This window comes from Vibrio atypicus (genome assembly GCF_009811315.1).
Classification (GTDB): Bacteria; Pseudomonadota; Gammaproteobacteria; order Enterobacterales; family Vibrionaceae; genus Vibrio; species Vibrio atypicus.
Map to the genome: position 1 here is coordinate 953,645 of NZ_BLID01000001.1, position 15,986 is coordinate 969,630.

The following is a 15,986-nucleotide window of genomic DNA, read 5'->3' on the forward strand; positions in this document are numbered from 1 at the left end:
ACCTCTCCTCCATTTCTAAGTTTTAATATCGCTAGCAGGTTCTCTTATGCAGTCAGTTCAAGGTACAGATGCGATGGCATCTTCAACAACGAGCTTGCCATCTAGTAAAAGCGTTTTTATTAAATGGGCAATTCTGGCGTCTGTCGGTATCGTTAATGGCTACGCAACCGTCCTAATGTATTCCCGTGGTGAAACAGCGTTTGCGCTGCTTACCCTTATCCTAACCGCACTGGCGTTGTACATCTTTGGTAGTAAAAAGACTTACGCGCACCGTTATATCTATCCAGGTATCGCAGGTATGATCCTGTTCATCCTGTTCCCTCTTGCATATACGGTCAACCTCGCCTTCACTAACTACAGTGCGAAAAACCAGCTTTCTTACGACCGAGCACAATCGGTTCTGCTTGATAGAACATTCCAAAGCGGCGACAGCTACCCGTTCACCTTGTACAAAACAGAAAACGGTCACCGTATCGTAGTAAAAAAAGGTGATGTGTTGCTTGCCACTGATAACTTCAACTTGGCGACACCATCAGCAGATATGGACCTTTCAGTGGTAGATTCTGTTGCGGGTGAGAAAGAGAAGATCAAAACCATCATCAAAAATAAAGTGAGCTTAGGCGCTGTCGATCTACACCTACCAACAGGTGAAGATATTCGCATGAGCGGCTTACGTAAATTTGCGGCAGTGGTGCCACTTTACACGCTGCAAGATGATGGTGAATCGATTTACAACAACCGTACTGGCGAAACTCTAAAGCCAAATATGGAAGTAGGTTTCTACCAACCTGTTGATGAGCATGGGCAGTTTACGGGTTCTACGGTTTCTCCAGGCTTTGTGGTTGGTATTGGCGGTAAAAACTTTGAACGAGTCTGGAAAGATGACGGCATCAAAGAACCGTTTGTAAGCATCTTCTTTTGGACAATTCTATTCTCTGGTCTCACAGTCGGCTTAACTGTGATTATCGGTTTAGTGCTTGCGAGCGTAGTTCAGTGGGAAGCGATTAAAGGTCGTGCTGTTTATCGTGTACTACTTATTCTTCCATACGCTGTACCTGCGTTTATCTCGATTCTGATTTTTAAAGGTCTCTTCAACCAAAGCTTTGGTGAAATCAACATGGTGCTTGAAGCGCTGTTTGGTCTCAGCCCATCTTGGTTCTCTGATCCAATCATGGCGAAAGTGATGATTGTGTTCGTGAACACTTGGTTAGGCTTCCCTTACATGATGATTCTCTGTATGGGTCTGCTGAAAGCGATTCCAGATGATCTATATGAGGCTTCAGCGATTGATGGTGCGAACTTCTTAGACAACTTCCGTAACATCACACTTCCGTTGATGATTAAGCCGCTAACACCGCTATTGATTGCGAGCTTTGCCTTCAACTTCAACAACTTTGTACTGATTCAGTTATTGACTCAAGGTGGTCCAAACATGATTGGTACATCAGAGCCGGCAGGTTACACAGACTTACTTGTAAGCTATACCTACCGTATCGCGTTTGAAGGTGGCGGCGGTCAAGACTTTGGTCTTGCAAGTGCAATCGCAACACTTATCTTCCTATTGGTTGGTGGCTTAGCTCTACTAAACCTACGTTTCACTAAGCTGTCTCAGGATTAAGGAGTACCGACTATGGCAATGGTACAAGGTAAATCACTTAAATACCGTGTATGGGCGACACACGTTGCGCTGTGGATCTTTTTGTCAGCGATTATCTTCCCACTTCTGATGATTGTGGCGATTTCGTTCCGTGAAGGTAACTTCGCAACAGGTAGTCTAATTCCTGAAAATCCATCATTGGAGCACTGGAAGCTAGCATTAGGCTTTTCGGTGACGAATGCAGATGGTTCTGTTACACCACCACCATTCCCAGTGCTGACTTGGCTGTGGAACTCAGTGAAAGTGGCGGGTATTACCTCGATTCTTATCGTGGCGCTATCGACAACCTCTGCTTATGCGTTTGCTCGTATGCGCTTTAGAGGCAAAGACACCATCCTGAAAGCGATGATGATTTTCCAAATGTTCCCAGCAGTATTAGCGCTAGTAGCACTATATGCCTTGTTTGATAAGTTAGGTCAGTACATTCCATTCCTTGGTTTGAACACTCACGGTGGCCTGATCTTCTCTTACTTAGGTGGTATCGCGCTGCACGTTTGGACGATTAAAGGCTACTTTGAAACCATTGATAATTCGCTTGAAGAAGCGGCGGCGTTGGATGGCGCAACACCTTGGCAAGCGTTCAGATTAGTACTGCTACCATTATCAGTGCCTATCCTTGCAGTGGTATTCATTCTTTCGTTCATTGGTGTCGTGGGTGAAGTTCCAGTAGCATCTTTACTACTTTCTGATGTAAACTCATATACATTAGCGGTTGGTATGCAGCAGTATCTATACCCTCAGAATTATCTTTGGGGTGATTTTGCAGCAGCAGCAGTTTTGTCTGCACTACCAATTACCATCGTATTCTTGCTTGCACAGCGCTGGTTAGTCGGAGGATTGACATCTGGCGGGGTGAAAGGTTAATAAGAACGATAAGGGCGACCGCATGGTCGCCCATTTTGTTTCTCAACTTAACATTATTGGTTTGGCCGCCGACAGTTAAGAAGAGTGCAACTCTGGCGTTACGCATAGCTGGCTGTTAGCTAGATTCCTTACTAAAAACTACTAACAGTTTTTGTAACCAAAACCCGGTTTGTCCCGGGTTTTTTTATGCCTAAGAAACCGTTGCAAGTATAAGAATTAAGACACGGAAAGATATCTGCTTGCTGACGGGATGCGATGCAGTATAGAAATGTATATGCAACAAAATCCTTGTTACATTGCCAAACTTGCTCGTTGTCTGCGGTGCCTGCTAAAACTCTCGATTGGATGGAGCGCACCCTGCGTAGCGCAGTAACACGTAAACACTCTCCTGTGACAGAGCTACCTTTCGGAATAGGTCAGCAAACGTTGCATCACCACCAAAACACGCTTGAATATAGTTATTGATCTCTTGGTCTTGATAACCTTCCACATACAGCGTCCTGACCCATTGATACTCAACAGCTTTAGTATTGGTTAATGTATTTGCATTAAGAGTTACTTGGCTCACACTCACAGAGTCCTTTGAAGCTAATCATTCGCTAGCGAATTTAAGCAAACAAAGATTAAGGAAAAATGACAATAGTGAGGCTTAACTGAAAGCTGACCAAAAAGTGTGAATATCAGGCTAAAGGCGTGCTAGTTGAGAGGGGGGAACACCTAGAGGCGGATACCTCTAGGCTGAGAAGCTGTTTACTTGAGGTACTTAACGTGCGCTTCCATCTCTTCGCCAATTTGTTTGCGCATATTCATTAAGCGAATCGCAGAATCACGTAGTTCAATGTCTTCTGCTGTTTCTGGAATCCATTCAGGGACGCTGGTGGGCTTGCCATGCTCATCTACCGCAACCATGATGACAATACAGTGAGTCGTTAAGCGGTTTTTAAGCTCTTTAGGGTCACTTGCTTGTACGTCTATTGCTATATGCATTGAGCTTCGACCTGTGTAGATAACCTTGGCACTAACTTCAACCAAATTGCCAACATGAATTGGTTGAACAAAACGTATACCACCTGCATAAGCGGTAATACAGTACTTACCACTCCATGCTGCGGCATTGGCATAGGCCGCTAAATCGATCCATTTCATCACGGCACCACCGTGAACTTTCCCCCCAAAGTTTACATCTCCGGGCTCAGCTAAAAAACGCAGGGTAGTGTCGCGTTTACCATTACTCATCTGTCAGTCCTTTCGTGTTAGAGGCAATTATAGTTATTGCTTATTATCTTAAATAACAAAGCTGTTAATTATCTGCAACATCTATTCGAGTTTAGACCGAAAAAGTTATTTGAGTGAGGTCTAGAATGACGGCTTGGCGAGTGAGTAGGGGAGTTAAGAAATAATAAACGCTCAATAAGGAGCGTTGTAGTTTGTATGAGGTAGATGCTAAGAACCGGCTTTGGAGGCCATAACTTGGTCCATAATCGTCATGCTTTGTTCGAAGTAGGGATTGTAAGTTAATCGAGCATGAACCTTTCCCGGTTCTACGTACCCCCACGCCGAATACCAAATTTCTTTGCCAGCTTCACATGCGCCGGCTTCTTCATTAGGCTGGCCGTTGCTACAAATTAAATTGTCGCCACCAATACCGTAATTTGGGTTAGTTGGTGAAAAAAGAAGCCCCATGTGTGAACCGTTTGATATTCGTTGCTCTGGAATGTCCATGCTAAAACGTGTTGAGCGAGGCTCTAGGAGATCACGCTCTCCCTGCCAAACTATATGGCTATTGGGGTTCGACATTTTTTGGCTGAACGTGTCTATTGCAAACTGCGTGTTGATGACTTTGTCGCCTTCACTTAACAACATAAAGACAGGTTTACTGTAGTTAGCGGCTTCAAGTTGTTCCCTGACGACCGAAGACGTTTGATAGTAAACCGCTGCAGCACTCATAGGCAAAGAGTTGTAACGCAGTGGGTTATCTTCAGGGTCTTGATCGGCCCAAGTGATAAAGTGGCTGGCGAGTTCAGCGAATTGAACCGTGCTAGAACCCGGCTGAAGTGCTGGGGAAAACAGAAGAAGCCCTTCGATTGATGGGTCATTGATAGCTTCTGATGTCACTAAGTTTGCACCTGTCGAATATCCACCTAGCCAAACGGACTGCGAGTCTTGTTTCAATAGGGCAATATGATGCTTAACAACACCTTGCCAATCAGAAAGTTCTGGTAATTGTAGATCCCCAACTTTGCTCGCATGGCCAGGTAATAGAATCGTCCGTACTAAATAGCCGTTGTCAGCTAAGTGCTGGGCGATATCCGAAAATGAGTAAGGTGAGTCCCCTAGGCCGTGAACAAGCAATACGCCTTGGCCATTCGGTGTTGTGGGGCGGTATTCTCTCGGTAGAATCTGCGCAAGCTCTGATGATTTGTCGTCTGTGATAAATAATCGATTTTCAGTTAGCCATTGTTTTGTTTCATTGACATAGGCATCAAAGCTTTGCTGTGTATAGTTAGGCAATGCTTGAGCTTTATCATAAGCCGGGTCTGTCTCTGAAGATGAACACCCAACCAGTGCTGCGGTAGTTGCTGCAGCTATGTAAAAAACGAATGCGACGGTTTTTCGCTTCATATATACGATGGATTCCTGACTATTTAGAGATTTCTTCATATTCCCCTTCAAGCACAGATTTTTGGTTTGCTTGAGTAAAGGCATTGCGATTCATTTTGATCGCTTTTTCAATTTTCTTACCAGTGATCAGTGCCACAATCATTAGTGGAACTGCCACAATAAGACTAAATATTAGGGTAAAGAAACCAATAAACAGCGCCAAGATACCAGAAACAACTCTATTCATAATGCTTACCTCTTAATTGATAGGTTCACAATACTGCAAGGTAAATGAATGAAACATGAACAAGGATCAAAAAAGCCACTCTCATCCAATGAGAGTGGCAAATACGGGGGATTATTATTCGTTATAGTGTTGTGGAGATTTGCTCCCAGCGAACACTGAGAGCGATATCTAGTCGATGTTGGCTAGGTTATTTTACTGGGTAGGTTTTGTAGCGAACGCCCATCATCTGTTCCATACAGTGAACTACTTGGCAGCTGTAGCCAAACTCGTTGTCGTACCAGATGTAAAGAACACAGCGACTGTCTTGAGCAATCGTAGCTGCGCCATCTACAACACCTGCGAAGCGAGAGCCAACGAGGTCAGTCGATACGATTTCTGTTGATTCGGTGTAGTCAATTTGGCCAGATAGTTCTGAGGTTAGCGCCATCTCACGTAGGTAAGCGTTAAGCTCTTCCTTGTCAGTGCCTTTCTCAAGGTTAAGGTTCGCAACCGCCATAGACACGTTTGGTGTCGGAACTCGAATAGCGTTGCCTGTTAGCTTACCAGCAAGTTCAGGTAGCGCTTTCGCAACGGCTTTCGCTGCTCCTGTTTCGGTTAGTACCATGTTTAGTGAAGCACTACGGCCACGACGTTCACCTGAGTGGAAGTTATCAATCAAGTTTTGGTCGTTAGTGAAAGAGTGAACAGTCTCGATATGACCAGAGGTGATACCGTACTTATCGTTCATTGCTTTCAGTACTGGCGTAATCGCATTGGTTGTACAGCTTGCCGCAGAAACGATCTGATCTTCAGGTAAAATAACGTTGTCGTTAACCCCGAACACCACATTTTTGATGTCACCTTTGCCCGGGGCAGTAAGCAACACTTTCTCCGCACCTTTACAGTCTAGGTGTTGGCTCAGACCTTCTGCATCACGCCATACGCCAGTGTTATCAACGACCAACGCATTGTTAATTCCAAAAGAAGTGTAATCCACTTCTTCAGGCTTATTAGCGTAAATAAACTGAATGTAGTTACCGTTTGCAATGATGGCTTTACGCTCTTCATCAACGATGATACTGCCGTTGAATTGGCCATGAACTGAGTCGCGGCGAAGCAGACTCGCGCGTTTCTCTAGATCACCTTTTTTACCACCTCGGACGACAACAGCGCGTAAACGTAGTGGGTAACCTGGGCCATTTTTCTCAATCAATAGGCGTGTAAGTAGGCGACCGATACGACCGAAGCCATACAAAACGACGTCACGAGGTTCAGTAACGCTTTTTCCATCCATCGCACCCATCAAAGAAGTGTGAAGGAAGTCTTTTACGCCGTGTGAATCATCGCGGCCTTGCCAGAATTGGTGAGCCAGTTGACCGATGTCAACGCGACATGGGGACAACTCCATGTCTGACAAAGCTTTGATTAGAGGAAGAGTTTGTTCAGGGGTGAGAGGAGTGCCGGTATAACGGCGAGCAAGACGATGAGTCTTTATGATATCAATGGTTGCCGCGTTAACTAGAGTTTTACCAAAAAGTAGGACTTCTACGCCTTTTTCACGGTAAAGCTGACCTAGTAGAGGAGAAATTGATTCCGCAATCGTTTGGCTGATTTGCCAATCTAATAGATGTTTCTCTGGACTCATGTTTCGTTTGGACCTTTCACGTTTTGGGGACTGACTCTACTTTGCTTGTAGGGGGAGCAGGTAGAGAGAAATTAGCAATGTATTATTTTTGTAATTTTTATGCGGCAGGATTGTAATGCCTAACATCTTATTCTGCTAGTAAAAATAATTGCAGCAATAATGGCTGGGAATGGGTGCTTTTATAGGGCGAGTTGTTGATTTAAGTCGTCGGTAATGTCTATTGACAAAAAATAAAAAGCTCAGTTAATTCGCGAGTAAAAATACTCGTGCTACATAATTTATGTAAGTGATGATCACCTAAACGTATTAGAATGTGATTTACATATGTAATTCAACTTAAAACGTATACGACAAACCAACAGAGATCAGGTCGACTTTAGAACTAAAGCCGTTAAGTGGATTTTGCAGCTCTGTGAACTGACCACTTATTATTTTTTTATCACCAGTGAAGCGTTGCCACTCCAGCGATACATTGACTTGGCGGGTTAGATCACATCTAACTCCAACTAGATAACTTTGACTATCTTTCGTTTTGCGCGCTTGGCCGTATTGAATATAAGGGGTGAATTGACCAATCTGATAATCTAGACCTGCGTACCAATTCGCGTAGATACTTTTCTCCAACAAAGCCTCCGCTTGAACGCGTAGACTTTGCCAGAGGTAGTAGCTCATGCCCGCGGAGAACAAATTCAAATCGTAAGTAATGTTTCCCATAGGGAGCCCCTTTTGCACAGTTTTTACTTTAGAGTAAGCAAAGTGCAACAAGTTATCGTCGAAATAGAGCTCACTGGATATACCAAAAGCGTAGTCAGTGTCTAAGCTGAATTCGGCGCCATACAGTTCGAATTCTTCTTCTTCGGGAATAGTAATATATGGTGAAACCGTCAACTGAACACTGTCATTGATTAACACATCCCAATCTACAGTGACTCCATCGTAATGGGTAATACCTAAGTTGTTACTGTAAATCTCTGGAGGCAAGCGCAGCCAAGGGTAAGCGCTGGATACATAGTAATACTCAGACATGATATAAAGCGGCACCCTTAGGCGTCCCGCTTTTAAACGTAGATTCTCATAGGAATACTCTAAATATGCGCGCTCCACTTCTGGGCTAGAAAACGTATCTTGTGGACGTTTGAGAACTTGAACGGCCCCCCTAAAGTTGGTACTCATTTGCCAGTCGAGCTGAACGCCGAGCGTCGTATCACAATCAAAGCACCATTCATCGTCGATTTCTCGGTTAAATAGAATGGGTGTTGAGTTATCACTCTTCGTAGCACTAAACGTCCCAAAACCACTTAGCCGTAAGTCGTCAGTTAGCTGGATTTGTGCGGCACTCATCTGAGGTACTGAAACAAAAAACAGTACGAGAATGAGACTATATAGCTGACTATTCTTGAATATGATAGATGACATAAGCATCCTCTGGAACGAGATGGCTTGGCACATAGGCCACACCATTCTTATTGTGTTTAAGCCAATGGATGATCGCTTTCTCGCTCTCGTTTTCAATTTCAAATGGAGCAAGTGCTTTACCAGAAAAAGACTGTTTGGCCCATATAGCACTCATTTGGCTTGGGCTCTTATTCAGTAAAGTTCTGTAAAAATCATCTCTGTAATGTGAGGTTTTTGGTAAGTCCATAAGACGGGTTGGAGTCCCATTAATGTGAGATAACCTGCCTCTATAGAGCATTTTCACTTGGTGGGTACGTAATGTTTCAAGCTGATTATTGAACGTAATCACCATGAACTCATCCGCATAGCTTCTATTTGCGTAGCAAAGCAACACAATTGTGATTGAAACCAGTAGTGCTTTCGTGCAGATAAAATCCCGCAACGAGATGTGGCTATTTCTCATTACTGTAATTCTTATTGATGTAATGAGTGACTGGATTTACATTTTTTTGTTTACCTTGCAAACTCACTAGAAGCCATTTCCTTATAGTTCTAACTTGAGACGTTGATATTTCGATTTGTTATTTATGGTCTGTTTTTAATAATCATCTACACTTAATCTTTTAGAACTAAAATTTGATTCAAGGATTGAGATCAAATGCTTTTGACAAGAATGTCGATAAAAAGTCGCCTATTGATACTGTGTTTAATACCAACCTTAGTCATCATTTTATTAAGTGCCAACTTAGTAAGCCAGATTCAGGGCAGACTTCACAGCTACGTACTTATTGGTGAAAAAAACAAATTCATTAATTTAATGACTGAGTTTTCTCAACATAGTTACCAGGCGCTAAGCAAGCAACTGAATGGTCAAGACAGCAAAACCTCTGCTGCGCTATCTCGAAGCATACTTAGTGCAATGCACAGTAATCAGGCTCAAGAGCAGAAACAAGCACCTCACCGACTACCAGACTCAACCGCCAGTTATTTGGAGGAATTGGCTCAGCTTCTTCCTGAATTGAAACCATCGAGCCCTCAAGAGACCATTGAGCTCGGGCGACTTTTTTATACCGTTCTTTACGATTTATATGCTGATGTCATTTCTCTTGAATCCCAAGCCACAAGTGATGATGTGCATAGGCTGGACTTAATCATTAGTGATTTAAGTTGGCTTCATTTCTGGATGGAGCGAGAAGCTTGGTTAGTGCAGGAGATTCAAGTTGAGGGGTGGCCGTATAAAGAATATGCGGCCGAGTACTTTCGGGTTAGCGAAAGGCAGCAGTACTATTTAGACAAGTTCATCAGCTTAGGCGCAGATACTACGCAAGTTGAAAAGTTGTTGGCGATTTTTACGAGTCGCAATTTTCAAAAAGGTTCGTACGTCAAAGAGCAGATCTTATACAACCGTTTTACTCCAGAAGAGCTAAAACAGTCTGTTAGTGTCGTTGAACTTAGAAACCAATTAGTCGAGAAGCAGTTACTCACTTTCTCTCAGCAGCTTCAACTAGAGCTGGCAGAAGAAATGGAAGCAGACCAACGTTCTATTTGGTTAATCGGTGCAACTGGTGTGACTGTTCTCATTGTTATGTTTGCTTGGGGAGCGAGCACGCTATTTCGAATTAACACCAAATTATCGCGGATTCTTAATGTGATGTCGAATATGCGCGATACCCATCAAGTAGAGCAAATCCCTATTGACGGGCGTGATGAATTTGCGGCATTTGCGCATGAATTGAATTTTACGATTAAAAAGCAAAAGGCGTATGAACAAAAGCTCGTTGAAGCGAAAGATAACGCGGAAGCCGCTAACCAAGCGAAGAGTATATTTTTGGCCAATATGTCACATGAAATTCGTACGCCACTTAATGGCATTATAGGGATGACTGAGATATTGTCGGATAGCCATCTGAGCTCAAGTCAAAAAGAGATTCTGAATGATGTCGATGCTTCTTCTCATGCATTGTTGGTCTTAATTAACGATATTCTTGATCTATCGAAGATTGAGTCAGGCAACTTGGCATTGTCAAAACACACAACCAATTTGCGGGAAGTGATATTCGATACCATGAATATGGTGAATGCACAGGCATTAAAACAAGAAGTAACCCTTCAGATTGAGTTTTCTGACGTGGTCCCTGTTTTCATTGAAGCTGACGAATTTCGTTTAAAGCAGGTCTTAATGAATTTATTGAGTAATGCTATCAAATTCAGTCAGCAGGGTGTTGTTACGCTTCGAGTGCTTATACTCTCTGAAGGCTCTATCTGCTTTGAGGTAAGAGACACAGGCGTTGGGATTGCACAAGATAAGTTAGTGGATATTTTCAAACCTTTTACTCAAGAAGATGGCACCATCACGAGGCGTTTTGGTGGCACAGGCTTAGGGTTAACAATTTGTAGCCAGCTAGTTGACTTGATGAATGGCAGAATCGATGTGGATTCGAGAGTTGGACAAGGTAGTGTATTCACGGTCGTGATTCCCTTAGAAACCCCAAGTGACCAACCCGTTGTTAAACAATTTACACTTAAGACGCTGTTCATTTCTAATCGCGCTGTGCATGCCACTCTCGCACAAAATGAATGTGAGCGTCTCGGCTTGAATGTGACGTGTCGAGATAATTGCGCTCAAGCCGCAGATTTAAATGATGAGTACGAACTGATTATCTATTGCTTGGAGCGAGACGCGAGTTCTAGGCAGGATCTATCTCAAATCAGAGCGAAATTCCCGTCTGCTGACATTATTGGTATGCAACACCATTTGTATATCGTTTCAGAATTAGATGCTCTGCTGACATCTCAAGTGACTTTGCCGATATTAGGAAAGCGCTTTGAAAGTGTACTTAGTCAGTGCCAGCAAGGTTCACGATTTAAGATAGCGCACCGTGAGAATAGTGAACCTAAAGTAGACGTTGGGTCTGTGAACCGTGTTCTTATCGTCGAAGATAACTTGATGAACCAAAAAATAGCGAGTTTTTTTCTTAGCAAAGTCGGTATAGATTTTACGATTGCTAGTAATGGACTGGAGGCCGTGAATTTAATTGAAAGTGGAGAGGTGTATAGCGCAATATTGATGGATTGTATGATGCCAATTATGGACGGTTTGACGGCAACAAAACGGATACGTGAATGGGAAGAGAAAAACGGAAATACACCAATGCCGATTATTGCGTTAACGGCAAGTGTGTTACCCGAAGAGATTCAAAGCTGCTTCGATGTAGGTATGGACGCGTATCTCCCAAAACCATATAAGTCAAAGCAGCTATTTGATATTTTTGAACGTTTACACGTCGCTTTTTAGGTCTTCTAGTGGTAGCCAGTTTACTTTGACTCCAGCTTGAAGAAACATGTCTTGGCTTACTTTTATTTTATCGCCCCAGCGAGAGAGAAAATCTTCGGTTTGCTCAGGACAGTGAACCGCAGAAATCCCTGTTTGAATAATCTTTGCTGCACAGTTTGGGCAAGGAAAATGCGTTACCCATATTTCACACGAGTCGAGATCTCGTTTTGCAAATAGAATGGCATTTTCTTCAGCGTGTAGGGTTTTTAGGTACTTCATCTCTCTATCATCGGTCATCGCACTGTCGGATATACCGTGTGGATAGCCGTTAAATCCTACAGAAACAATTCTGTTTTGTTTGGTGATGACGGCACCAACTTGTGTGGAAGGATCTTTACTCCAAGAGCCAACAAGTTCAGCCATTTGGTAAAAGCGTTGCGCCCATTTAGATATCATCGATTGTTTCCTCTGAGAGCCAAAAACCGCCTCTAGGCAGTTAGCAAGTTAAATGTGATAGAGATCTACTCATAATATCCTAATTTAAGTGCTGTTAGTCCAGTAAAAACCGCTGTTCCGACGAGTATTTACTTGAGGAGTCACTATTTTAAGTGATCTAGATCACCTTGATTTTCCCACCTCATTATTGGCAAAGGGAACAAATGCTACTGACCTTGTGCGAGATCTCTCACAAGGGCGTGAGCTTACAGAGGGAAATAGGCTAAGAAATTTGTCTTTCCTTATCTTATCTTGTTGATTATTAAGTGCTTGAGTGATTTTTGTTCGTTTTGTTTTTGCGAAAATAACTTAAAATAGCGTTGTGGAAAATCACCAATCGCATAATCTTAAGTTGTCAGCAGGAAGCAGACACGGAACAGGAAAGACCCAAGGATAGGTCATCTTCAGGATGAAGATTCGATTATTCAGGATGAATAATTGGCAAGGAAAGCGAAGGACATTGGCTGGACGCTAGTAACTAGGATGGTTACACAAGGAAAGACAATGGACGCTTAATGGATTAAGGCAATTGCTATCAGGATGATAGAGTCAAGGACACCGCTAGGATGGCGATGATACGGAAAGTGCTGAAGGATTCAGCGTACTATCAAGGAATAGATGCAGGGAGCACCTATTAGTAGCCGGATTGCTGCGAGTAAGACTATACCCCACTAGGCGAAAGCTTAGTGGGGTTTTCTTTTGCCTAAAGAAAATATTACGAAAATAAAAAAAGGGAAGCTGATGCTTCCCTTTGAGTTTGTTTACGACGCGTCGATTAACGCTTAAACGTTACTTCTTCTTGCTCACCTAAGTGGATCTGTGTGGTAGCCGGGTGAGTTTCTGCAATTACCTTACCGTGACGAATAGAGTAACGTACAGGTACTTGGCGACGCAGTGCATCGAACCCATTATCTGCAGGTAAAATTAGCAAGCTGCCAGGTTTACCTTCTTCAATACCGTGCTTCTCTTGAATATTCAGTGTACGCGCTGAGTTATCACTGATTAGGTCTAGACCGTTGTTGATCTGGTCATAACCCATCACTTGGCTTACATGTAGACCCATGTGAAGAACTTGCAACATGTTTGCCGTGCCTAGTGGGTACCAAGGGTCGAAAACGTCATCGTGACCAAAACAAACATTGATACCCGCGTTAAGCATCTCTTTAACGCGTGTCATACCACGACGTTTCGGGTAGTCGTCAAAACGGCCCTGTAGGTGGATGTTCACCAGTGGGTTTGCCACAAAGTTAATGCCGGACATTCTTAATAGACGGAATAAGCGAGATGCGTATGCTCCGTTGTAAGACCCCATTGCTGTCGTGTGGCTAGCCGTTACCTTATGGCCCATTTCGTACTTGTGCGCGAGTGCCGCCAATGTTTCAACAAAGCGAGATTGCTCATCATCGATTTCATCACAGTGAACATCGATGAGGCGATCGTATTTACGTGCGAGTTCGAACACATAATGCAGAGATTCCACACCGTATTCACGAGTGAATTCAAAGTGAGGGATTGCACCGATAACATCTGCGCCAAGCTTCGCTGCTTCTTCTAGCAATTCTTTACCGTTCGGGTAAGAAAGGATGCCTTCTTGAGGGAATGCGACGATCTGGATATCGACCCACTCTTTCATCTCTTCGCGCACTTCGATCATTGCTTTAAGTGCGATCAGTGTCGGATCAGAAACATCAACGTGAGTACGAACGTGCTGGATGCCGTTTGCGATTTGCCATTTTAGAGTTTGTTTAGCGCGAGTTTTTACATCCTCGATAGAAAGCATCTCTTTGCGCTCAGCCCAACGCTCAATACCTTCAAATAATGTACCTGAGATGTTCCAGTTTGGTTCTCCGGCCGTTTGAGTTGTATCTAAGTGGATATGAGGCTCGCAGAAAGGCGCAACCGCAAGGCCACCCTCTGCATCAAGAATGTTACCTTGGTAAGTAACATCCGCATCGTTGTCGAGAATTTGCTTAAATTGACCGTCTTCAATCAAGATTTGTTTTAATCCTTCTTGATTGCGAAGTGTCGCGTTTTTGATCAATAGCGTTGTCATGATGCTTCCTTACGCTGCTTGTGACTTCAGCGCTTGTTTGTTTAGTAGTGAGTTAAGTACAACATAGCTTAGTGCGCCGCCTAGTACCGCGTTTAGAGGTACAACACCTGGGATGAATTTACCAGCAGCAACACCAATGGCGACGGCAATGATACCTGCCCAATTAACCGTTTGGAATTCAGCTTTTTCAAAGCTTTGGTAGCGTTTACGATTTAGTAAAAAGTCTGCAATGATAACTCCGCCAATGGGTGGAATCGCCGTAGAAAGGAAAGTTAGCCAGCCGACGAAGTTATTGTATAGCCATAGTGCGAAGATGGTACCGATAATACCGTTCACGATAGACATTGCGGTGCTTGAGCGACCCGTGATGTTAGAGAAGCCAAGGCCAGATGCGTAAAGCGCGTTTTCGTTGGTTGTCCAGATATTCAAGCCAAGCACGATGATAGCAGGGAGTAGAAGACCTTGTGCAATCATTACGTCAGAGATATCTGCGTGGCCCGTTGCCGCAGCGCCTGCTGCGCCAAAGATAAACATTAAAGAGTTGCCAATAAAGAACGCCACCATCGTCACCAATACGGCGCTTGCTGGTTTCTTACCAAAGCGAACAAAGTCAGCCGTGAGTGTACCGGCACTGACAAACGAACCTACTACCATTGCGAGTGCAACTGAGAAGTCCATTGGCGTTTCTGGCTTAATGAGTTGTAGTTGCTCGAAGCCGCCAATACTGTCAACTGCCATCGATACCGAATAACTACCGAGAATGGCAATCGCGGGAACTGCAATTGCAGAAAGAATCATTAACGCTTTGATGCCGAAGTAAACCGTTGCAGTCATTAGCAGGCCAGAAACGATAATAAGTGTGTTGGTATCAATACCTGTCGCTTTCTGGACTGGGATGGCGAACATTGCGACGCCAACACCAAACCAACCTACCTGAGTTCCACCTAATAAAGCAGAGGGAAGCCAAGAGCCTTTAGTACCAAAAGAGAAACGAGCAAGAAGGTGAGTAGAGAGACCAGTAGAAGCGCCAATGTAACCGAGGAAGGAGGTGTAGATACCGAGGATGAGGTTACCAATAAGAACAGCGAAGAGGAAATCATTGAATGAGAGACCAGTACCAAGGGAGCCGCCAGTCCACATACTTGCAGAGAAGAAAGTGAGCCCTAACATAACCATCGTTAATGAAGCGACGCCTTTCCTTGCCGTTGTCGGCACGGGTCCCAGACTGTAGTTATTGTCCGCAGCCATATATAACCTCCGCAAATAGATTGCCAATACAAATTGTGAGTGAATTTCGGGTAAACGGCCGGTATTATGGTGATCTAAATCACGGTGTCAATGATAAAGTTGTTATTTAAACGTTTTACAAAAATGATTGTGATTAATATTAATATATTTCAATGGCTTGTGTTTTAACCCTGTTAAGGTTTGTTTTTGTTATTCACTCATATATTGGCGAAAAGCTTGATTTTTTGCCCTTGATAACTCGCTAGGCTAAATACCATCTCATTAATTCCATACTGTAAAAATGAGCCGTGTTCGAATAGGCCTATTTTATTAGGCAAACGTTACCTTGTGGAAAGGTGCTTATTAAGGGCTATTTGAGTTATGAGCCTAAGCTAGATAACTTGTATTTTTGATGGGTTAGGTTTCTTTTTAGAGTTAAGCGTAGATAATTCAGGGTTTATTGTGTGGATTTATGCAATAAGTTGGACGCTAATTCTACAGGTAAAGAGTAGTATCTAAGGATGAGAATGAGAGGTAGGCAAGAAAAAG

At 43.4% G+C, this 15,986-nt stretch carries 13 protein-coding genes; 3 read left to right on the forward strand and 10 right to left on the reverse strand.

Annotated elements, in window-relative coordinates; translation table 11 throughout:
- Positions 1-46 precede the first annotated feature (46 nt).
- Positions 47-1,618: a maltose ABC transporter permease MalF gene (gene malF, locus GVO60_RS04195; RefSeq protein ID WP_159651330.1), complete on the forward strand. Its 1,572-nt coding sequence runs from the start codon at positions 47-49 to the stop codon at positions 1,616-1,618.
- A gap of 12 nt (positions 1,619-1,630) precedes the next feature.
- A complete protein-coding gene (gene malG / locus GVO60_RS04200) occupies positions 1,631-2,521 on the forward strand; it encodes a maltose ABC transporter permease MalG (protein ID WP_159651331.1) in 891 nt (296 codons plus the stop codon).
- A 328-nt stretch (positions 2,522-2,849) separates the two neighbouring features.
- Here the strand turns inward: malG and GVO60_RS04205 are convergent, their stop codons facing one another.
- The 7 genes from GVO60_RS04205 to GVO60_RS04235 all read right to left on the reverse strand — a co-directional run bounded on the left by GVO60_RS04205 (position 2,850) and on the right by GVO60_RS04235 (position 8,851).
- Positions 2,850-3,095: a hypothetical protein gene (locus tag GVO60_RS04205; RefSeq protein ID WP_159651332.1), complete on the reverse strand. Its 246-nt coding sequence runs from the start codon at positions 3,093-3,095 to the stop codon at positions 2,850-2,852.
- Positions 3,096-3,271: 176 nt separating this feature from the next.
- Positions 3,272-3,757: an acyl-CoA thioesterase gene (locus GVO60_RS04210; protein ID WP_159651333.1), complete on the reverse strand. Its 486-nt coding sequence runs from the start codon at positions 3,755-3,757 to the stop codon at positions 3,272-3,274.
- Positions 3,758-3,964: 207 nt separating this feature from the next.
- Positions 3,965-5,143 (reverse strand): alpha/beta hydrolase, encoded by a 1,179-nt coding sequence (locus GVO60_RS04215; protein WP_159651441.1) that lies wholly within the window; start codon positions 5,141-5,143, stop codon positions 3,965-3,967.
- A 19-nt stretch (positions 5,144-5,162) separates the two neighbouring features.
- The gene (locus GVO60_RS04220; protein ID WP_159651334.1) at positions 5,163-5,369 is read right to left on the reverse strand and encodes a hypothetical protein; all 207 of its coding nucleotides are present in this window, start codon (positions 5,367-5,369) and stop codon (positions 5,163-5,165) included.
- Positions 5,370-5,556: 187 nt separating this feature from the next.
- On the reverse strand, positions 5,557-6,993 hold the full coding sequence (locus tag GVO60_RS04225; protein ID WP_159651335.1) for a glyceraldehyde-3-phosphate dehydrogenase: 1,437 nt from the start codon (positions 6,991-6,993) through the stop codon (positions 5,557-5,559).
- Positions 6,994-7,329: 336 nt separating this feature from the next.
- Positions 7,330-8,409 carry a putative outer membrane beta-barrel protein gene (locus GVO60_RS04230; protein ID WP_174855861.1) on the reverse strand — a complete coding sequence of 360 codons (1,080 nt, stop codon included), beginning with the start codon at positions 8,407-8,409 and terminating at the stop codon, positions 7,330-7,332.
- Complete coding sequence (locus tag GVO60_RS04235) at positions 8,384-8,851, reverse strand: hypothetical protein (protein ID WP_159651336.1); 468 nt, start codon at positions 8,849-8,851, stop codon at positions 8,384-8,386. Before GVO60_RS04235 ends, GVO60_RS04230 begins: the two co-directional genes overlap by 26 nt.
- Positions 8,852-9,046: 195 nt before the next feature.
- On the opposite strand from GVO60_RS04235, the gene GVO60_RS04240 reads away from it, so the two are divergent.
- A complete protein-coding gene (locus tag GVO60_RS04240; RefSeq protein WP_159651337.1) occupies positions 9,047-11,683 on the forward strand; it encodes a hybrid sensor histidine kinase/response regulator in 2,637 nt (878 codons plus the stop codon).
- Here GVO60_RS04240 and GVO60_RS04245 read toward each other — a convergent pair.
- The 3 genes from GVO60_RS04245 to codB all read right to left on the reverse strand — a co-directional run bounded on the left by GVO60_RS04245 (position 11,666) and on the right by codB (position 15,458).
- Positions 11,666-12,118, reverse strand: coding sequence for a dCMP deaminase family protein (locus GVO60_RS04245; RefSeq protein ID WP_159651338.1), 453 nt, complete (start codon positions 12,116-12,118; stop codon positions 11,666-11,668). The two genes, GVO60_RS04240 and GVO60_RS04245, sit on opposite strands and share 18 nt — an antisense overlap.
- An 814-nt stretch (positions 12,119-12,932) precedes the next feature.
- Entirely contained in the window at positions 12,933-14,210 is a 1,278-nt protein-coding gene (locus GVO60_RS04250) for a cytosine deaminase (protein ID WP_159651339.1), read from the reverse strand.
- Between the two features lie 9 nt (positions 14,211-14,219).
- Positions 14,220-15,458 carry a cytosine permease gene (gene codB, locus GVO60_RS04255; protein WP_159651340.1) on the reverse strand — a complete coding sequence of 413 codons (1,239 nt, stop codon included), beginning with the start codon at positions 15,456-15,458 and terminating at the stop codon, positions 14,220-14,222.
- Positions 15,459-15,986 lie beyond the last annotated feature (528 nt).